This is a genomic window from Colwellia sp. KS18-150 (genome assembly GCF_057551365.1).
Map to the genome: position 1 here is coordinate 219,257 of NZ_BAAJMC010000005.1, position 19,711 is coordinate 238,967.

Annotated in this window: 17 protein-coding genes; 10 read left to right on the forward strand and 7 right to left on the reverse strand. The window is 38.2% G+C overall.

The window, feature by feature from the left end; translation table 11 throughout:
* Positions 1 to 61 precede the first annotated feature (61 nt).
* Entirely contained in the window at positions 62 to 1,036 is a 975-nt protein-coding gene (gene cysB / locus AC27IF_RS09730) for an HTH-type transcriptional regulator CysB (RefSeq protein ID WP_487053991.1), read from the forward strand.
* Between the two features lie 56 nt (positions 1,037 to 1,092).
* Here the strand turns inward: cysB and AC27IF_RS09735 are convergent, their stop codons facing one another.
* The 3 genes from AC27IF_RS09735 to pabB form a co-directional block, all read right to left on the reverse strand.
* Entirely contained in the window at positions 1,093 to 2,469 is a 1,377-nt protein-coding gene (locus AC27IF_RS09735) for an L-serine ammonia-lyase (protein ID WP_487053992.1), read from the reverse strand.
* A gap of 145 nt (positions 2,470 to 2,614) precedes the next feature.
* Positions 2,615 to 3,193, reverse strand: a complete 579-nt coding sequence (locus tag AC27IF_RS09740; RefSeq protein WP_487053994.1) for a CoA pyrophosphatase — start codon at positions 3,191 to 3,193, stop codon at positions 2,615 to 2,617.
* Between the two features lie 3 nt (positions 3,194 to 3,196).
* Positions 3,197 to 4,657: an aminodeoxychorismate synthase component I gene (gene pabB / locus AC27IF_RS09745; protein ID WP_487053996.1), complete on the reverse strand. Its 1,461-nt coding sequence runs from the start codon at positions 4,655 to 4,657 to the stop codon at positions 3,197 to 3,199.
* 180 nt (positions 4,658 to 4,837) lie between these two features.
* On the opposite strand from pabB, the gene AC27IF_RS09750 reads away from it, so the two are divergent.
* The gene (locus AC27IF_RS09750; protein WP_487053998.1) at positions 4,838 to 6,367 is read left to right on the forward strand and encodes a fumarate hydratase; all 1,530 of its coding nucleotides are present in this window, start codon (positions 4,838 to 4,840) and stop codon (positions 6,365 to 6,367) included.
* Positions 6,368 to 6,438: 71 nt separating this feature from the next.
* On the opposite strand, the gene dapD is transcribed toward AC27IF_RS09750, so the two are convergent.
* From dapD to AC27IF_RS09770, 4 genes are all read right to left on the reverse strand, one after another.
* Positions 6,439 to 7,272, reverse strand: coding sequence for a 2,3,4,5-tetrahydropyridine-2,6-dicarboxylate N-succinyltransferase (gene dapD / locus AC27IF_RS09755; RefSeq protein WP_487053999.1), 834 nt, complete (start codon positions 7,270 to 7,272; stop codon positions 6,439 to 6,441).
* A gap of 25 nt (positions 7,273 to 7,297) precedes the next feature.
* The gene (gene glnD, locus AC27IF_RS09760; RefSeq protein ID WP_487054001.1) at positions 7,298 to 9,934 is read right to left on the reverse strand and encodes a [protein-PII] uridylyltransferase; all 2,637 of its coding nucleotides are present in this window, start codon (positions 9,932 to 9,934) and stop codon (positions 7,298 to 7,300) included.
* A gap of 40 nt (positions 9,935 to 9,974) precedes the next feature.
* Positions 9,975 to 10,763 (reverse strand): type I methionyl aminopeptidase, encoded by a 789-nt coding sequence (gene map, locus AC27IF_RS09765; protein ID WP_487054002.1) that lies wholly within the window; start codon positions 10,761 to 10,763, stop codon positions 9,975 to 9,977.
* 112 nt (positions 10,764 to 10,875) lie between these two features.
* The gene (locus AC27IF_RS09770) at positions 10,876 to 11,514 is read right to left on the reverse strand and encodes a DsbA family protein (RefSeq protein WP_487054003.1); all 639 of its coding nucleotides are present in this window, start codon (positions 11,512 to 11,514) and stop codon (positions 10,876 to 10,878) included.
* Positions 11,515 to 11,859: 345 nt separating this feature from the next.
* Here AC27IF_RS09770 and rpsB point away from each other — a divergent pair, with 345 nt between their 5' ends.
* From rpsB to rseP, 8 genes are all read left to right on the forward strand, one after another.
* On the forward strand, positions 11,860 to 12,588 hold the full coding sequence (gene rpsB / locus AC27IF_RS09775) for a 30S ribosomal protein S2 (RefSeq protein ID WP_487054005.1): 729 nt from the start codon (positions 11,860 to 11,862) through the stop codon (positions 12,586 to 12,588).
* Between the two features lie 168 nt (positions 12,589 to 12,756).
* Positions 12,757 to 13,593: a translation elongation factor Ts gene (gene tsf, locus AC27IF_RS09780; protein ID WP_487054006.1), complete on the forward strand. Its 837-nt coding sequence runs from the start codon at positions 12,757 to 12,759 to the stop codon at positions 13,591 to 13,593.
* Positions 13,594 to 13,888: 295 nt separating this feature from the next.
* Positions 13,889 to 14,614, forward strand: coding sequence for a UMP kinase (gene pyrH, locus AC27IF_RS09785; protein ID WP_487054008.1), 726 nt, complete (start codon positions 13,889 to 13,891; stop codon positions 14,612 to 14,614).
* A 46-nt stretch (positions 14,615 to 14,660) separates the two neighbouring features.
* Positions 14,661 to 15,218 carry a ribosome recycling factor gene (gene frr, locus AC27IF_RS09790; RefSeq protein WP_487054010.1) on the forward strand — a complete coding sequence of 186 codons (558 nt, stop codon included), beginning with the start codon at positions 14,661 to 14,663 and terminating at the stop codon, positions 15,216 to 15,218.
* 143 nt (positions 15,219 to 15,361) lie between these two features.
* A complete protein-coding gene (gene uppS / locus AC27IF_RS09795; RefSeq protein WP_487054028.1) occupies positions 15,362 to 16,048 on the forward strand; it encodes a polyprenyl diphosphate synthase in 687 nt (228 codons plus the stop codon).
* A gap of 121 nt (positions 16,049 to 16,169) precedes the next feature.
* Complete coding sequence (locus tag AC27IF_RS09800) at positions 16,170 to 17,036, forward strand: phosphatidate cytidylyltransferase (RefSeq protein WP_487054012.1); 867 nt, start codon at positions 16,170 to 16,172, stop codon at positions 17,034 to 17,036.
* A 5-nt stretch (positions 17,037 to 17,041) separates the two neighbouring features.
* Positions 17,042 to 18,307, forward strand: coding sequence for a 1-deoxy-D-xylulose-5-phosphate reductoisomerase (gene ispC / locus AC27IF_RS09805; protein ID WP_487054014.1), 1,266 nt, complete (start codon positions 17,042 to 17,044; stop codon positions 18,305 to 18,307).
* A 2-nt stretch (positions 18,308 to 18,309) separates the two neighbouring features.
* Entirely contained in the window at positions 18,310 to 19,671 is a 1,362-nt protein-coding gene (rseP, locus tag AC27IF_RS09810) for a sigma E protease regulator RseP (protein ID WP_487054016.1), read from the forward strand.
* Positions 19,672 to 19,711: the final 40 nt, after the last annotated feature.

Below are 19,711 nucleotides of genomic sequence, written 5' to 3' on the forward strand. Positions count from 1 at the left end.
CTCAATTAAGTATATTATTTTGGCATAAGAACCTTCTTGAACCAACTCATTAAGTCTAATTATGAAATTGCAACAATTACGCTATATCGTTGAAGTACTAAATAACAACTTGAATGTTTCCGCTACAGCAGAAGCACTTTTTACTTCTCAACCTGGTATTTCAAAGCAAGTAAGAATGCTTGAAGATGAGCTAGGTATTCAAATCTTTGGTCGAAGCGGCAAGCACCTCACGCATGTAACTTCAGCGGGACAAGAAGTGATTAATATCGCTCAGCAAATATTGTCTAAAGTTGAAGGGATAAAAGCTGTTGCTCGTGAGCATACACAACCTGATGAAGGTAGATTACGGATTTCAACAACGCATACGCAAGCACGTTATGCATTACCTGAAGTCATTCAAGGTTTTATTAAGAAATACTCAAAAGTTTCATTGCAAATGTCACAAGGCACTCCGGCACAAATAAGTGATGCTGCGGCGAAAGGAGATGCAGACTTTGCAATCGCGACTGAATCTTTACATTTGTATAATGATTTAGTAATGCTGCCGTGTTATCACTGGAATCGCAGTATCATTGTTCGTAAAGATCATCCTTTAGCGAGGAAACAAGACTTAACCATCTCTGATATTGCCAAATATTCTTTAGTTACTTATGTTTTCGGTTTTACAGGTAGATCTGAGCTTGATGCCGCATTTGAAAAAGCAGGTGTTGAGCCTAAGATAGCCTTTACGGCTACGGATGCTGATGTGATTAAAACTTATGTCCGTCTTGGGGTAGGGATCGGGGTTATCGCCTCAATGGCAATTGATCCTAAGATTGACAGTGATTTAGTTACGATTGATGCAAGTCATTTATTTAAAGCAAGTACCACTAAAATTGGCTTTAGACGCGGTAGTTTCTTACGTGGCTATATGTTTGATTTTATAGAACGTTTTGCTCCTCATTTAACGAAAGATATTGTTACTCGAGCTATGATCATGAAAAACAACGCTGAAGTTGATGAATTATTAAAAGACATTAAATTACCAACGTATTAAGCCAGTTTCACCAGTTGTGAGATCTATCACAACTGGTAGCCTTCCCGGTTATTAAGTTAACATTCAATGATATTAACGGCTAACCCACCCCTTGAAGTTTCTTTATATTTAGTTTTCATATCATTACCTGTGTCCCACATGGTTTTAATAACTTTATCTAAAGACACCTTTTGAGTACCAGTACCACGTAGTGCGAGCCGAGAGGCATTAATCGCTTTTACTGAGCCCATGGCATTACGTTCAATGCAGGGCACTTGTACTAAACCGCCAACAGGATCGCAAGTTAAGCCTAAATTGTGTTCCATTCCAATTTCAGCGGCATTTTCTACCTGGGTTGGACTTCCACCCATAATTTCAGTTAAGGCTGCTGCAGCCATTGAACAAGCAACGCCGACTTCACCTTGACAGCCAACTTCAGCACCTGAGATAGATGCATTGGTTTTATATAAAATACCAATAGCGGCGGCGGTTAATAAATACCGTATACAGTCATCGTCTGTAACAGGTTGGACAAATTTATCGTAATAACAAAGTACGGCAGGAATAATACCTGCAGCGCCGTTGGTGGGTGCAGTAACAACACGGCTTCCCGCCGCATTTTCCTCGTTAACCGCTAAAGCAAATAGATTGACCCAGTCCATCGCTGATAATGGGTCATTTGACTTTTCTACTTTCAATGTTCGGTGTAAAGCAGGGGCTCTACGATTAACTTTTAGTCCACCAGGTAAAATGCCTTCGGTTTTCATGCCTCTTTCAACACTACTGCGCATTGCTTGCCATATAGTAATTAATTGCTTACGAATACTCGCTTCATCATTCAAGCACTTTTCATTATTCATCATAATGGTACTAATACTGAAACCACTTTGTTTTGTTATAGCTAATAGCTCGGCAGCATTACTAAATTTATGCGGTCTATCTATATTTGCATGCAATGATAAAGCGTTATTTTTCTCTTTTTCAAAGTCACAATCTTCAACAATAAAACCTCCGCCAATAGAGTAATAAGTTTGCTCAAGTATCATTGTGTCATCTTGATAGGCATATAGGGTCATGGCATTGGCATGAGCAGGCAGGGTTTTTCTATGATGATATATAATGGCGTCATCTTTAGGAAAGTCGACATTGTGTTCACCGTTAAGATGAATTTTTTGCGTGGCAACAACATCCGCTAAAATAGAGTCAATTGAATCAACGGGAATGGTTTCAGGCATCTCACCGGTTAAGCCTAAAATGACAGCTTTTCCGGTGCCATGACCTATGCCTGTTTGACCTAGAGAGCCAAATAACTCACATTTTACTCGATCAACGTTAAATAGTTGAGATTGTCTTTGGAGTTCATCAACAAATAATTTGGCTGCCTTCATTGGGCCTACGGTATGTGAACTCGAGGGTCCAATACCAATTGAAAACATATCAAATACACTAATCATATATATTTCCGAATAAAATTCCGCTCTTTGCGGTTTGTTCTGGTGTTAATGTGGGTAATGATAGCTGAAAGTTATTGTCATTAATATCAAATATTAGTGCAAATTTTAGAAAAGTTATAAAAATAATAGTGGATTTGAGAGATATCTATTTAATATGTTCAATAAAGTCTTTTAGCATCGCAGCAGTGGCACCCCATATATTATAGTGTTTGTAAGGGAAAAAATGGACATTGTGATAACGTCCTTGCCTAAATACCTTGATGCAATGGTGATTTTCTTCCTGTAAGAAATACTGTAATGGTACTTGGAATATTTCAGCCACTTCGTTGTCATCAAGTTGATAATTTTGTTGGCCATTAATTATCGCGATTATTGGCGTTACTTGGTAACCACTAATAACTTCATAATGCGGTAGCTTGCCAATTATCGAAACCGATTGAGCTGGTAAACCAATTTCTTCGTAAGACTCTCTTAAGGCTGTTGTAATGAGGCTATCATCCTCTGGTTCTACTTTTCCTCCAGGGAAGCTTATTTGAGAAGGGTGGTGCTTTAGGTGGCTTGAACGTTTAGTTAGTAAGACTTGTAAGCCTTGACCGTCTTCTGAATTGTTGACTAAACCAATTAAGACAGCAGCAGATTTAAGTGGTAAAGGGTGTTGATAGTTATGACTAGATTGCGGTAGTTGCTTTAAATGAAAACGCGTTAAAAATTCATCTTTAGTCATTGGCTACTCACTTACCTTAGCGGTGAATTTTTCTAATACAGGTAAAATACGATTTACTTTATCATAAGTTTCTTGATATTCACTGTCCGCAGTTGAATCAGCAACAAGTCCGCCACCCGCCCAGCAGTAAACTTTGTTTTCTTTAGCTTCGTCGGAATAATGCTGACAAACTAAGGTGCGTATAGTAATGCTGGTATCCATAGTGCCACACGTTGATATGTAACCAATGCTGCCACAATAGACACTACGTCGATGAGGCTCAAGCTGCTCTATGATCTCCATGGCACGTATTTTAGGTGCCCCAGTAATCGAACCACCCGGAAATGCAGCTCGCAGTAAATCATTAGCGCTATAATGTTCGGCTAATTGTCCTTCAACGGTGCTAACTAGATGGTGTACAGCTGGAAAGCTTTCTATATCAAATAATTTAGGAACAAGTACCGAGTTCGGCTCACATACTTTGGAAATATCATTTCGAAGTAAATCGACGATCATGACATTTTCGGCACGATCTTTCTCTGACTGTTGAAGTTTAGAGGCATTCTCTTTGTCTTCAATAGGGTTGATACTTCTTGGCATTGTACCTTTTATGGGTTTACTTTGTACCTTACCTTGAGATACTTGTAAAAAACGCTCAGGAGAAACACTTAAAATGGCAGAGTCTTCAAAGCGCATAAAAGCAGAGAAGGGGGTTTTATTTTCATCGCGAAGTGCACAGTAAGCCTCGAACTCATCTCCTTGATAACTTGCACAAAAGCGCTGCGCCAAATTAATTTGATAACAATCACCCGCAGATAAATGCTGCTGAACTTGATTGAATTTTTTTACATAACTGGACTTAGTCATATTACTTTGCCAGCCAGTCAATAATGAAAATCCTTGTGAAGTAGCTTTTGAGCTTGTATTTTTTGTTAAAATACCGTGTAAACTAGCTTCAATTTGTTCACGCTCATTGGCTGGGCAAACTAAGTAATATTGTTTTTGTTTATGATCATAAACAATCGCCTGACTGTAGATTCCAACGGCCATATCAGGGATACCGATATTCTGCTCAGCACTAACCGGAATATTTTCAAAACGTCGGCCTAGATCGTAACTAAAATACCCTAAAGCTCCCCCTAAAAAGGGAACAGGCATTGATTTATTTTCTTGCTCTGCAATTGTTGATTTAGTTAATATCTTTTCTTGAATCCTTGCTAATAAAGAGAGTGGATCTTCATTACTTTGGTATTTTTCATCACTATCAATATAATGAATATTCGTTATATCTGCAAAGGTAGTTAGAGTCGCTTTAGGTTGCCAAACGATGATGTCAAAGCAGGCATCTATATGTTTAGTTTGACCTGAGTCTAACCATATAGCCCATGGTAAAGCAGCTAAAGGTGTGAATATCTCTTTCGGTGAAATACCTTGGTTAACCGTTAATGGCTGTATAGATAAACTGAGGGGGAATAATGAAGACAAGGCTTTGTTTCTCTGAAATTTCGACTATTGGCTACTGGCGGCTATTTCAATAGCAGGTTATTATATAAGGACGAGATTATATACCCAAGTGAGTGTAATGTGCAGCTTTCAGTGAATTGAAACTTGCGCTTTATGTTCATTTGGCTTTCCACACTGTAACGAAAGCTGAGAGCGAACAAGATGTCCGATAAAATAATCAAACAACAAGATTTAATTGATAGTATTGAAGATGCACTGCAATATATTTCTTATTATCATCCGCTTGATTTTATTCAAGCACTAGAAAAAGCTTATCATAAAGAGCAGAACACCGCCGCTAAAGATGCGATTGCACAAATCCTTATTAACTCACGTATGTCAGCAACGGGTAAACGTCCAATTTGCCAAGATACTGGTATTGTGACTTGTTTTGTGAAAGTAGGTATGGCGGTTAAGTGGGACAAAACTGACATGACTGTTCAGCAAATGGTTGATGAAGGTACTCGCCGTGCTTATATGAATCCTGATAATCCATTACGTGCCTCAATTGTTGCTGACCCTGCTGGCACTCGTAAAAATACCAAAGATAATACCCCATCAGTTGTACATATTGATCTTGTTGAAGGCGATGAGATTGAAGTGATGATTGCCGCTAAAGGTGGTGGTAGTGAAAATAAAACTAAAATGGCGATGCTAAATCCGTCGGATTCTATTGCTGATTGGGTGGTAAAAACTCTACCTTCAATGGGAGCCGGTTGGTGTCCACCAGGTATGCTGGGTATAGGTGTTGGTGGTACAGCTGAAAAAGCGGGTGTTTTAGCTAAAGAAAGTTTGATGGACCCTGTAAATATACAAGAGCTTGTAGATAGAGGCCCTCAAAACGCTGAAGAAGAACTACGTTTAGAAATTTTTGAACGAGTGAATAATTTGGGTATTGGTGCACAAGGGCTTGGCGGTTTAACGACCGTAGTTGATGTGAAAATTAATTCAGTGCCTACCCATGCTGCTTCTAAGCCTGTGGTTATGATCCCAAATTGTGCCGCTACTCGCCATGTTCACTTTCATTTAAATGGCTCAGGCCCAGCTGATTTAACACCGCCTAAATTAGAGGAATGGCCAGATATTACTTGGGAAGTCGGTGAAGATGTTCGCCGCGTGAATGTGGATGGCTTAACTAAAGCTGATATTAGCGAATGGAAAACCGGCGAAACAGTATTACTAAGTGGTACTATTTTAACTGGCCGTGATGCTGCTCATAAGCGTATTGCTGATTTGATTGCCTCTGGAAAAGAGCTACCCGTTGATTTCACTAATAAATTTATTTATTACGTAGGTCCGGTTGATGCCGTTGGTGATGAAGCTGTGGGGCCAGCAGGTCCTACGACTGCAACACGTATGGATAAGTTTTCTGAATTAATGTTATCTAATACCGGTCTTTTAGGCTCTATTGGAAAATCTGAACGTGGTGCTGCAACCGTTGAAAACATTAAAGAACATAAATCAGTTTATTTAATGGCGGTTGGCGGAGCTGCTTACTTAGTGTCTAAAGCAATTAAGAAAGCTAGAGTTGTTGCTTTTGAAGAGCTAGGTATGGAAGCTATTTATGAGTTTGAAGTAGAAGATATGCCAGTGACGGTTGCCGTTGATAGCTCAGGTGAGTCAGCACATGTAACTGGCCCTGCTATTTGGAAAGCGAAAATCGAAGAGCTAGATGAAAAGTTAAAAGCTTAGTAGATAGAAAGCTTATTTTAAAAAGGCGGTAAGTTATTAACTTACCGCCTTTTTATATTTAAGTGCCAAGGTTACTCAGCTAAACGTAATAATTCATTAATACCCGTTTTAGCACGCGTTTTAGCATCAACTTTTTTGACAATAATTGCTGCGTATAAACTATATTGACCACATTTCGATGGTAGGTTACCAGGAACGACAACCGAGCCTGCAGGCACACGGCCATAATGTATTTCACCTGTTTCACGGTCGTAAATTCGGGTACTTTGTCCGATAAATACACCCATAGAGATAACTGAGCCTTCCTCAACAACTACACCTTCAACAATCTCAGAGCGAGCACCGATAAAGCAATCGTCTTCAATAATTGTTGGACCAGCTTGTAATGGCTCTAAAACGCCACCAATCCCAACACCACCAGATAAGTGTACGTTCTTACCAATTTGCGCACATGAGCCAACTGTTGCCCATCCGTCAACCATACAACCTTCATCAACAAAAGCGCCGATATTGACAAAGCTAGGCATGACGACAACGTTTTTTCCAATATAGCTACCAGTTCGTACCGAAGCTCCCGGTACAACACGAACACCGTCTGCTTCAAACATGGCTTGAGTATAGCCGTCATACTTCATAGGGACTTTATCAAAGAAAGTACTCTCAGCACCGTCCATTACTTGGTTATCCCAAATGCGAAACGATAGTAATACCGCTTTTTTTAACCATTGATGAACATACCATTCACCATCAATTTTTTCGGCTACTCGTGCTGAGCCATTGTTAAGGGCTGCAAGTGCATCGAGCACAGCGGTTTTTATCTCGTTTGAGACGGTTGATGGGCTAATATTAGCTCTATCATCAAAAGCTTGCTCTATTGTGGCTGATAATGCATTTAAATCTGTCATGAACTTTTTCCTGTAATAGTAAATATTAATCTATTTCTTGAGTTAGCTTGTCAGCAAGTTGTTGTTTTTCTTCATCGGTTAACGCCATGTTGTCACTGTTTGAAATAGTAAAAACATCGTCAGCTTTTTCTCCGAAGGTGGTTATTTTTGCTGAATGTATATTAATTTGTAGTTGTTGAAATACTTGAGCAATATTGCCTAATAACCTTGGTCTATCAAGGGCAATTATTTCAATCATGGTTTTACTTTTCGCGGTGATCTTAATAAAGCTAACTTGAATTGGAAATTTAAAGTGCTTCACTTCTCTACGCGCTGGCTGTAGCGGTATATCACAATAATTATCTTGCTTTAATTTTTCACTAAGTGCATTAGCTATTTGATCAGTATGATAACTTTCCTTAAGTGCTTTGCCACGAGAGTCTAAAATAATGAATGTATTAACCGTGTATCCGGTTTTTGTCGTAATAATTTTAGCGTCATGAATTGACAGTTTTTTAATGCCTAATAGATCAACAGTGCTGGCAAAGGTATTAAGCTTCTCTTTAGCAAAAACAAATACTTCAGTACCACCACGATAAGGTTTAGGGCTAATTATGACTAGCGGCTCACCACGATCATGACCAATAATCCGTTGGCAATGTCGAGCTATTTGCTCAGGAGAGTAACGTAAGAAATAATCAGCACGAAACTCTTTCCATAGTGACGTTAACTCTTCTTTATCAATATTGGTTGATTCTAAGATATCAAGCGCTTGCTGTTGGTTCTCACGAATTTTTGAGCGTGTTTCTACTGGTTTAGATAAACCGCGCCTTAGTGCACGCAGGGTATTAAAATATAAGTCATGTAATAAGTTGCCTTTCCAGCTATTCCATAAGCTTTCATTCGTGGCGCGCATATCTGCCACCGTTAAGCAGTATAAATAATCAAGGTGGGCTTCATCACGAACAATATCGGCAAAAGTGCGGATCACATTTTCATCATTTATATCACGGCGTTGAGCGGTGACAGACATAACCAGATGATTTTTGACTAACCAAGAAACCATATTGGTATCATGCTTATTCATTTGATGGGACTGACAAAAAATCTGTGCGTCTACTGCGCCTAACTCTGCATGATCACCACCTCTACCTTTAGCTATATCGTGAAAGATACCGGCTAAATATAATACTTCTGGCTTACGGATCTTTTGAACTATCTTGCTACACAAAGGAAATTTATGGTTATGTTCTTTTTGACTAAACTGATAAAGGTTTTTAACGACTCTGTAACTGTGTTCATCTACCGAGTAGGCATGAAAAAGGTCAAACTGCATCTGACCAACAATATTACGCCATGAAGGCAGATATGAGCCGATAATGCCGTGTCTATGCATTAAATTAAAAGCTAAACCTAATCCTCGTGGGTGTCTCATGATTTGCATGAAAATTTTTCGGCATTGTGCGTAGTCAATCAAACCAGATATCAAGCGTCTTCTCGCGTTACGCATCAACCGAAGCGTATGAGAATGAATTCCTTTAATTTCAGACTCTTGTGCGATAATCAAAAACATTTCGATCATTTTCGCTGAACGCATAAAAATTTTATCGTTCGTGGTGTTAATGAGTTTATCTACAATTTCAAAATCTTGGTTGATCGTTTTACTCTTTGATCGCTCCGGATCTTGAATTATTTCTTGTTTAAAGCGCTGTAATAAAATGGTATTTAGCTCGCCAACTCGGGCAATAATCCGAAAGAAGCGCTTCATCATACGCTCAACTGGCGCTTTACCTTCGTCACCGAATCCCATCATTTTGGCAACATCGGTTTGATAATCAAATAACAAACGGTTTTCGCTGCGTTTAGCAACAAAATGTAATGCAAAACGCATACGCCATAGATAATCTTGCGCTTCAATTAGCTCTGCAAGTTCATTAGGATATAGGTATTGATGTTGTACTAACTCTTCGAGTGAATCAGCTAAGAAATGCCTTTTTGCCACCCAGGCAATAGTTTGAATATCACGTAGACCGCCTGGACTGGCTTTTAAGTTTGGCTCCAAAGTATAGGCTGCGCCATGATATTGCTGATGTCTTTTCTCTTGTTCTGCGCGTTTAGCAATAAAGAACTTTTCAGATGTCCAAAAAACATCTTCGTTTAACAGTGGCATTAACTGCTGTGTTAAGGTTTCATTGCCTGCAATTTGGCGCATTTCCATTAAGTTAGTTGCAACAGTGACGTCATTAATGGCTTGCTTTAAACATTCTTTTAAACAACGAACACTATGGCCAATATCAAGTTTTATATCCCATAACTGGGTAATGAAACTTGATATTCTTTCCTCTAAATCTGTATCGATATCTGATTGAGTTAATAATAATATATCAACGTCTGAATACGGGTGTAATTCACCACGCCCATATCCACCCACGGCAAGTAGACTAATCTGAAACTCATCAAGTTGGTGCTGACACCACAGTTTGGTGAGTATGGCATCAACAAATACAGCCCGAGCAACTAATAAGTCATTAACATCACTTTCGGTGAAAGCGTCTTTATGCCACTCATTGAAACTCTTGGTTAATTGACAGATATCTTTACTCGTTAAGTTATCAGCGGCTATCGCTAAGCTGTCAGTAAAATGTATGGGAACTATATGTTTTGCTAAAGGAATATTAGTCAATTACTTACCTATTACTTAAGTTATTATCAGCGATTATTGCTTAGTTTTGTAGAATACGACGTATGGTTTCTTCTTGTCGTAATGTTAATATTTCACAACCTGTTTTGGTGACAACTAACGTGTGTTCCCATTGGGCTGAATTTTTACCATCACTAGTATATACAGTCCAATTGTCATCTTTATCTAATAGCGTAGTTGCTTTGCCTAAATTGATCATTGGTTCAATAGTAAAGCACATTCCCTCAACCATTTTCTCGCCAGTTCTATTTTTATAGTGAACAATTTGTGGCTCTTCATGAAATTCTTTACCAATTCCGTGACCACAGTAGTCTTTAACGATGGCATAACGACCTTTGCTTTTTATAAACTTCTGGATAGCCGTGCCGATTTCACCAAAATCAGCACCGGGTTTTACTTTTTTCAAACCAACGTAAAGAGCTTCTTGAGCTAAACGACATAAACGTTTATCTTCTGCGGATACATCACCAATAAGAAACATTTTACTGGTGTCACCATGATAACCATCTTTAATAACAGTAATGTCAATATTGATGATATCGCCATCTTTAAGCTCTGTATCATCAGGAATGCCGTGACAAACAACATGATTAACTGAAGTACAAATAGATTTTGGAAAATTATGATAGTTCAATGGTGCTGAAATTGCCTGTTGTACTTTTTCAGTATAATCAGCACATAGAGTATTTAACTCGTCCGTTGTGATACCAGCCTTTACGTGAGGGACAATCATTTCAAGGACATCACATGCCAATTGACCTGCAATGCGCATTTTAGCTATTTCTTCTTGGCTTTTAATTTGTATTGCCATAGAGTTCTCTTTATTTAGGTTTTACAGAAACGTTATTTCGCAAAGAATTTATAAAAGTATTTATCTTAAGCTTATCAACGCTTTTTGTTATTTATAATATCTTTATTGTAACTTAATTATGCTTTTCTATCTCAAGCTTAACTGCTTCAACAATAGCCGAAGGCTGGGTTAAATAAAAATTGTGATTCAGCAAAATTAATTTATCGTCAATGGCCAATAATAAAGCAGGAATTGCTTGTGTTTCAATAATGTCTTGTAAAGCAAAAACTTCTTGTACAAGCTCTTGAGCATCTTTACTAAGCTGTTTACTTTTTAGCGCTTTGGCAGGTGGAGATAATTTTAACTGAGCAATTATCTCGTCTAAATCTTGCTGGCTTTCTAAGTTATTTCCTTGAGTAAAATGCGCCGTTTGTATAGCGTTTAATAATGGTAGGGCTAATTGCGTATTTTTCAATTGTGCCCAAGCCATTATGTTAGCCGCTAAAGTAGAATCTCGGTTGTGAGCAAGCGATGAAAAATAACTCTCTGGGAATTTAATGTCAGCTAATTGTTCTACTTCACGAATTTCATTTTCTTTAAATTTAGTATCGACGTCATTAAGTGATGAAAATAAAGCGCTATGCCATAAGTGTAATGTTATTTCAGGATAAGCTTGCTGAATTTTATTAACCAAAGGTGTAGCGGCAAAGCTCCAAGGGCAATGGCTATCGTATAGGAAAAATAGTTGAACGGATGATAAAGGTGTAGTCATTGTCTACCTAAAATGCGTAATTTAGTCATTAACAATGATTTTAACGTGAACAAGACCATTATCCCAGTGAATTATTTATCTGGTTAAAAATATCTTTTTATGGTATAAAGTGCCCGCTAAAATTTTAGTCGTGATCAGCAACTTTTTACAGGTATTGGTCGTGCAGGTTTTAGCAACATTCAAATCGATAGGTTTATGCATAAGCAAAATCTATCTTATTATAAACTCACATACATCTATATAAGGTATGCCGGGGTGCCCCGCCAAATAACCACAAGGTTATCTGAGCAATGAGGGTCGTGCATATTGGGTGTATGAACGCTTAACCCCATAAAGGAAAATACAATGTCAAACGTTTCAATGCGCGATATGCTTAAAGCAGGTGTTCATTTCGGTCACAAAACTCGTTACTGGAATCCAAAAATGAAGCCATTCATTTTCGGTGCTCGCGATAAAGTTCATATCATTAACCTTGAACAAACAGTTCCTATGTTCAATGAAGCTCTTGCTTTCATTAACAATGTTTCTTCTAAAAAAGGTAAAGTTTTATTTGTTGGTACTAAACGTGCTGCAAGTGATGCTATCAAAGAAGCTGCGATCAAATCAGATCAATTCTTCGTTAATCACCGTTGGTTAGGTGGTATGTTGACTAACTGGAAAACAGTTCGTCAATCAATCAAACGTTTAAAAGACCTTGAGTCTCAAAGCACTGACGGTACTTTTGAAGCGTTAACTAAAAAAGAAGCGTTAATGCGTACTCGTGAAATGGAAAAGCTTGATAAAAGCTTAGGTGGTATTAAGAACATGGGTGGTTTACCTGATGCTATCTTTATCATCGATGCCGATCACGAACATATTGCTATTAAAGAAGCAAACAACCTTGGTATCCCAGTAGTTTCTGTTGTTGATACTAACTCAAACCCAGACAATATTGATTATATTGTTCCAGGTAACGATGATGCAATCCGTGCAGTAACTTTATACTGTGACGCTGTAGCTAACGCCGTAATTTCTGGTCGTGAGCAAAACATCGTTGTACAAGCTGAAAAAGACGGTTTTGTTGAAGCTGAATAATTTCTTTTAAAAGAATTTATCTAATAGTAATACAATTGTAAAAATTCGTTTTTATTGTACCAGCCACAAAAACAATGCATTGTTTTTGTGGCTATTATTTATTTTATATTCTTGTGTCATAGCAATGAGCATCGACATGGGAATAACTGAACACTGAGGAATTAACTCATGGCAATTACTGCTGCAATGGTTAAAGAACTTCGTGAACGCACAGCTGCGGGCATGATGGATTGTAAAAAAGCGTTACAAGAAGCTGACGGTGATATGGAACTTGCGATTGAAAATATGCGTAAGAACGGTCAAGCAAAAGCGGCTAAAAAAGCAGGTAATATCGCTGCTGAAGGTCAAATCATCATTAAAGATGGGACATTAGTTGAAGTTAACTGTCAAACTGACTTCGTAGCAAAAGATGACAACTTTTTAGCGTTTGCTAACAAAGTTGCTGATGTTGCTGCAGCTGAAAAACTTTCTATCGAAGACTTACAAGCTAAGTTTGAAGAAGAGCGTATTACACTAGTTACTAAAATCGGTGAAAACATCAATGTTCGTCGTGTAGCTTATGTTGAAGGTACTACGTTAGCTTCATACAAGCATGGTGCTACGATTGGTGTTGTTGTTGCTGGTGAAGGTGATGCTGAATCACTTAAGCACATTGCAATGCACGTTGCAGCGAGCAAGCCAGAATTTTTAACGCCTGATGATGTTCCAGCTGATGTTGTTGCTAATGAAAAACGCATTCAAATCGAAATGGCGATGAACGAAGGTAAGCCTGCAGAAATCGCTGAGAAGATGGTTACTGGTCGTATGAAGAAATTTACTGGTGAAGTTTCTCTAACGGGTCAAGCTTTCATCATGGAACCTAAGAAAACTGTTGGTGAAGTTCTTAAAGAAAAAGGCATCACTGTTTCTAGCTTCGTACGTTTAGAAGTTGGTGAAGGTATCGAGAAGAAAGAAGAAGATTTTGCTGCTGAAGTAGAAGCGCAAATCGCAGCTGCTAAAGCTTAATCTATCTTATTCGTTTTACGAGAAAGAATTCAATTCTAGTTATTGATGTCATAGTTTAGTCGCTTTACGAGCTCACTAAATTTATCAAGGATTATGAATTAATATAAAACGCCTATTCTGAGAAATCAGATTAGGCGTTTTTTTATGCATTATTTTCACATTTTCTACATAAATGGCATAATAATGGCGCTTTTTTCAGTTAAGGCTTTCTTGGTTAAGCTAAACGTACTAAAATGTCGGCGGTCTTTTAGACCCTAATCTTCTTTTAGCGAGCCAAAATAGGAATTTTCGTCTTATGAGTATCAACCCAAAACCAACGTATCGTCGCATTCTTCTAAAATTAAGTGGTGAAGCACTTATGGGGGAAGAAGGCTTTGGTATTGATCCGAAAATCCTTGATCGCATGGCACAAGAAATTAAAGAATTAGTCGAGATGGACATTCAAGTGGGTCTTGTTATTGGTGGCGGTAATTTATTTCGTGGTGCTGGTTTAGCTGAAGCCGGCATGAATAGAGTTGTAGGTGACCAAATGGGCATGCTAGCCACTGTGATGAATGGCTTAGCAATGCGTGATGCATTACACCGAGCATTTGTTAACACCCGACTGATGTCAGCTATTGATTTAGCAGGTGTATGTGAACGTTATAACTGGGCAAATGCTATCAGCCTGTTGAAATCTGGCCGTGTTGTGATTTTCTCTGCGGGCACAGGTAATCCATTTTTTACTACTGATTCTGCTGCGTGTTTACGTGGTGTTGAAATTGAAGCTGATGTGGTATTAAAAGCAACTAAAGTAGACGGTATCTACTCTGAAGATCCAGTAAAAAACCCAGCAGCAGAGCTTTATAGTGAACTAACGTTCGATGAAGTTTTAGATAAAGAATTAAAGGTCATGGATTTAGCTGCATTTACGCTTGCCCGTGATCATAATATGCCTATCCGAGTGTTTAACATGAATAAACCTGGCGCATTAAAATCCGTTATTATGGGTGATGCTGAAGGCACGGTTATAACAAGATAAATTGAAATTTTTTAAATTTAATTAATTATTTTTAGGATGTATTAACGTGATAAATGAAATAAAACAAGATGCGCAAGAGCGTATGGCTAAAAGCATTGAGTCTTTAAAAGGCAACCTTAATAAAGTCAGAACTGGTCGAGCTCATGCTTCATTACTCGACAACATTAGTGTTGACTATTACGGAATGGAAACACCATTAAACCAAGTGGGCAATATATCTGTACCAGATGCGCGTAACTTATCTATCACCGTCTTTGACAAAGGTATGATTGCAGCAGTAGAAAAAGCTATTATGAAGTCAGATCTAGGGTTAAATCCTCAATCAAATGGCACGCTTATTCGTATTCCATTACCACCGTTAACGGAAGAGCGTCGTAAAGATCTAGTGAAAGTTGTTCGTGGTGAAGCTGAGAACGGTAAAATTGCTATTCGAAACATTCGTCGCGATGCCAATTCAGATATAAAATCACTACAAAAAGAAAAAGAAATTAGTGAAGATGAACAACATCAATCTGAAGATGAAATTCAAAAAATTACTGATACTTTTGTTAAGCAAGTTGATGAATTATTAGTTAAAAAAGAAGCAGAGTTAATGGAAATCTAAGATTTCTAAAGTAAACGCCAGCTTGGATTATTATCCGCTGGCGTTTTACGTTGTATATCTAAGTAAGAAAAGGGCGACTAGTGACAACTAGCACAACACCTAATGGTGAGTTTATAAACATTCCTAAGCATATTGCCATTATTATGGATGGTAATGGTCGTTGGGCGCAGGCGCAGGGAAAAAGCCGAGTTACAGGCCATAAAGCTGGAGTTGAGTCAGTACGAGCAGTTGTTAGAGGTGCTCGAAAATCTGGAGTAGAGGCATTAACTTTATTTGCTTTTAGTAGCGAAAATTGGCAACGTCCTGAACAAGAAGTTAGTGTGTTAATGGATTTATTCATGTATGTGCTTACCAAAGAAGTTAAGCGTTTACATAAAAATAATATTCGTTTTCAAGTGATAGGCGATTTAAGTCGTTTTTCTGCTAAATTACAAAAAAACATCGCTAAATCTGAACAACTTACTGCTGAGAATACTGGGTTAGTGCTGTCAGTTGCAGCAAACTATGGTGGACGTTGGGATATAGCTAATGCAGCTAAAACGCTAGCGATGCAAGTAAAAAATGAAGACCTTAGCCTTGATGACATCAATGAAAACACACTGCATGAGCAAACTTGTTTAGCAAACTTGCCGGCACTTGATTTACTAATACGTACAGGTGGTGACTTTCGTATAAGTAATTTTTTATTGTGGCAAGCGGCATATGCTGAATTTTATTTCACTGAAGTATTATGGCCTGATTTTAATGAACAAGAATTTGAACAAGCAATCAGTACATTTGATCAACGTGAACGACGTTTTGGTAAAACAGGTGAACAAGTCACAAAATAATAGTTAACGCTTTTAGATAACGAAAATATAAAAATAAAGCTAAGTGAGTGAGCAAATAATAACAACTAAATATAAATTAACATTTGCAACTTAACACTATCAATTAAATAAAGGATACAACTTGCTAATACAACGAATTATAACTGCATTAATTTTAGCGCCTGCCGCAATTTCGGCCATTTTCTATTTGCCTTTGGATTATTTTGCCGTTTTATTAATGGCTATTATAGCGATAGGAGCATGGGAGTGGGGGCCTCTTATGGGCTTTGCAACAAAAACTAGACGTAGTGTTTTTGTTCTTATTACTAGTGGGCTAATAGCGCTACTATGGTTTGTTTTATCTCCCGATACTATTTGGTTGAGTGATAAACAATTACAAGCTAATGCGATGTATATACTGATACTTTCAGTCGTTTGGTGGATGGTTTCAGCCATACTAATGTTTGCCTATCCCAAATACAGTGATTTTTGGTCTAAACATCGTTCAATACGAGGTTTTTTCGGTTGGCTAACACTCGTGCCAACTTGGCTCGCTTTTGTTGTTATTCGCAGTAATAACTATGGTGATGACCCTTACCACGGCGCTCAGTTATTAATGTTTTTATTTTTAATGGTTTGGAGTGCTGATGTGGGTGCTTATTTCGTTGGTAAAGCATTTGGTAAACATAAATTAATGCCTAATGTGAGCCCAGGAAAAACCGTTGAAGGCTTCCTTGGCGGTGTTATCTGTGCGTGTGTACTTATCACCATTGCTGCTTACCAACTTAATTGGAATCAAGAACAAATTATGACCGTACTTTTTGTCACTGTACTCATTACCACAGTATCAGTACTTGGCGACCTTAATGAGAGTATGTTCAAACGCCAAGCGGGAGTTAAAGATAGTGGCTCTATTTTGCCAGGTCATGGTGGAATTTTAGATAGAATTGACAGCTTAACGGCAACAGCTCCTATTTTTGCCCTTTGTTATGTGTTATTTGGTTGGTAGATACAGTGCAAAAAGAACATGTGTTACCTGCTACTAGTAAACGTCATTTATGCATACTTGGCTCCACAGGCTCGATTGGAGAAAGCACATTAGATGTGATTCGTTTACATCCTGAAAAATACGATGTAATCAGTTTGTCGGCACATGCAAGTGTCGATAAAATCTTTCAGCAATGTCTCGAGTTTTCACCGCAAACAGTCGTCTTAGTCTCTACCTCTCATGCAGAACAATTAATTGACTTATTAGCAAAAGAAAATATCACTGAAATCACTGTTAAATCAGGTACAGACGCACTCATTGAGCTAGCAAAATCAGAGCAGGTAGATACTGTTATGGCTGCCATTGTCGGAGCTGCTGGTTTAATGCCTACATTAGCTGCAGTCGAGGCAGGAAAACGAGTTTTACTTTCCAATAAAGAAGCACTCGTAACATCAGGGCAAATTTTTATTGATGCAATGAAGCAGTCCAATGCCCAACTCTTGCCAATTGATAGTGAGCATAATGCTATTTTTCAAAGTTTGCCATGGCAAGAACAACAGCGGGTAGGCGAATGTCAACTCAGCCAAAATGGCATAAGTAAAATTCTACTAACCGGCTCAGGTGGACCTTTTATAAGTTGGCAGCAAGAAGCGCTAGAGCAGGTGACTCCAGAGCAAGCATGCGCTCATCCTAACTGGGATATGGGAAGAAAAATATCAGTAGACTCAGCCACTATGATGAATAAAGGTTTAGAGTTTATTGAGGCTAAATGGTTGTTTAACGTTGATGCTGATGATATTCAAGTCGTTTTGCATCCACAAAGCACTATTCATTCAATGGTGCAATATCAAGATGGCTCTGTCATTGCTCAAATGGGTAATCCTGATATGCGTACGCCTATAGCTCACGCTTTAGCTTACCCTGAGCGCATTAACTCAGGCGTAGAGCCCTTAGATTTCTTTACTACCGCTTCGTTTGATTTTAAAGCGGTTGATTTTAAAAAATACCCTAACTTAAAACTTGCTATTGATGCCTGTAAAATGGGGCAAGCAGCGTGTACAGCTCTTAATGCTGCCAATGAAATCGCGGTTGCTGCATTTTTAGACAAAGTAATAAAGTTTACCGATATTTATAAAATAAATGAAACTTCTGTGAAAAAATTTGTCTCAGAACAGGTAAGTAATATTAATGAGGTTATTTCCTTAGACAAACGCACTCGTGAATTCGCTCATTCACTTTTATCAAATTTAACGATAAAACACGATGCTGATTATACTGGGAAACAAAAGTAATAATGTTTGATTTTGTATGGAATTTAGCTTCCTTTGTTATCGCACTTGGTATTTTAGTTACTGTGCATGAGTATGGTCACTTTTGGGTCGCTCGTAAAAATGGTATCAAGGTCGAACGCTTTTCGGTTGGTTTTGGTAAAGCTATTTGGCGCAAAAAAGCACTTGATGGTACTGAGTACGTAGTAGCAATGATACCGCTGGGTGGTTATGTCAAAATGCTTGACGATCGGGTTGATGATGTTGCTGAAGCTGATAAGGACAAAACTTTTAATAGCAAGTCAGTGTATCAGCGTATTGCTGTTATAGCTGCAGGGCCTTTAGCAAACTTTGCTTTTGCGATATTTGCTTTTTACCTAATGTTTTTAATCGGTGTACCCAGTATTAAGCCTATTGTTGGTGAAATCATTCCGGACTCGATAGCAGCCAAAGGTAATGTGCCTGATAATGTTGAAATTATTGAGATTGCTGGTCAAAGAGTACGAGATTGGCAAGATGTTAATTTAGCCCTAGTTGGTGAGATTGGTAGTGATAGTATTTTATTAAGTACAAAAACAGCAGACAGTCAGTTTATTAGTAGCTACACATTAGATACTCAGGACTGGCAGTTTTCACCTGAAAAAACTTCAGCACTGACGAGTTTAGGTCTTACGCCATTTCGGCCTAAAGTACATAATGAAATTGCCCGAGTCTCTCCTGATAGTCCTGCGCATGCTGCAGGCTTGAAAGAAGGGGATATTTTAGTGGCCTTAAATGGTGAAAAACTTGCTCAAGGCTGGATGGACTTTTCTAAAAAAATTAAAAATTTTCCCGACCAAGAAGTAACTTTAGACATTGAGCGTTCAGGAAGCCCTAAAACACTTTATGTTACCCCTCAAGGCATCGAGAGTAATGGTAAAAATATTGGCTACCTTGGTGTTTCACCAAAAGCAGATGAGTGGCCTAGCGAGTATAGAATAGAATTATCTTATGGCTTATATACTGCTTTAGAAGAAAGTTTACTCAGAACATGGAATTTGGTGACATTAAGCTTTGATATGATAGGCAAGCTTATTACTGGTGATGTCTCTGTTAAAAACTTAAGTGGGCCTATTGCAATAGCACAAGGGGCAGGAGATAGTGCAGGTTACGGATTTGTATACTTTTTAGGCTTTTTGGCATTAATTAGTATTAATTTAGGAATAATTAACCTTTTACCACTACCAGTACTTGATGGCGGGCACTTACTCTATTATCTTATAGAGCTTTTGACAGGAAAGCCGGTACCAGAAAATATTCAAGAGGCGGGTTTTAAGTTCGGTGCACTAGCTTTATTAGCATTAATGAGTATCGCTTTATTTAATGATTTTAGTCGGGTATTAAATTAAAAGATCAGTTAACTTTTTAATTTAAGATTCAAACAACCAG

What these genes read in the sequence shown, in the direction of transcription:
- cysB (WP_487053991.1), top strand. Translation starts at nt 62, where the DNA reads ATGAAATTGCAACAATTACGCTATATCGTTGAAGTACTAAATAACAAC.
- AC27IF_RS09735 (WP_487053992.1), bottom strand. Translation starts at nt 2,469, where the DNA reads ATGATTAGTGTATTTGATATGTTTTCAATTGGTATTGGACCCTCGAGT.
- AC27IF_RS09740 (WP_487053994.1), bottom strand. Translation starts at nt 3,193, where the DNA reads ATGACTAAAGATGAATTTTTAACGCGTTTTCATTTAAAGCAACTACCG.
- AC27IF_RS09750 (WP_487053998.1), top strand. Translation starts at nt 4,838, where the DNA reads ATGTCCGATAAAATAATCAAACAACAAGATTTAATTGATAGTATTGAA.
- dapD (WP_487053999.1), bottom strand. Translation starts at nt 7,272, where the DNA reads ATGACAGATTTAAATGCATTATCAGCCACAATAGAGCAAGCTTTTGAT.
- map (WP_487054002.1), bottom strand. Translation starts at nt 10,763, where the DNA reads ATGGCAATACAAATTAAAAGCCAAGAAGAAATAGCTAAAATGCGCATT.
- AC27IF_RS09770 (WP_487054003.1), bottom strand. Translation starts at nt 11,514, where the DNA reads ATGACTACACCTTTATCATCCGTTCAACTATTTTTCCTATACGATAGC.
- rpsB (WP_487054005.1), top strand. Translation starts at nt 11,860, where the DNA reads ATGTCAAACGTTTCAATGCGCGATATGCTTAAAGCAGGTGTTCATTTC.
- tsf (WP_487054006.1), top strand. Translation starts at nt 12,757, where the DNA reads ATGGCAATTACTGCTGCAATGGTTAAAGAACTTCGTGAACGCACAGCT.
- pyrH (WP_487054008.1), top strand. Translation starts at nt 13,889, where the DNA reads ATGAGTATCAACCCAAAACCAACGTATCGTCGCATTCTTCTAAAATTA.
- uppS (WP_487054028.1), top strand. Translation starts at nt 15,362, where the DNA reads ATGGATGGTAATGGTCGTTGGGCGCAGGCGCAGGGAAAAAGCCGAGTT.
- rseP (WP_487054016.1), top strand. Translation starts at nt 18,310, where the DNA reads ATGTTTGATTTTGTATGGAATTTAGCTTCCTTTGTTATCGCACTTGGT.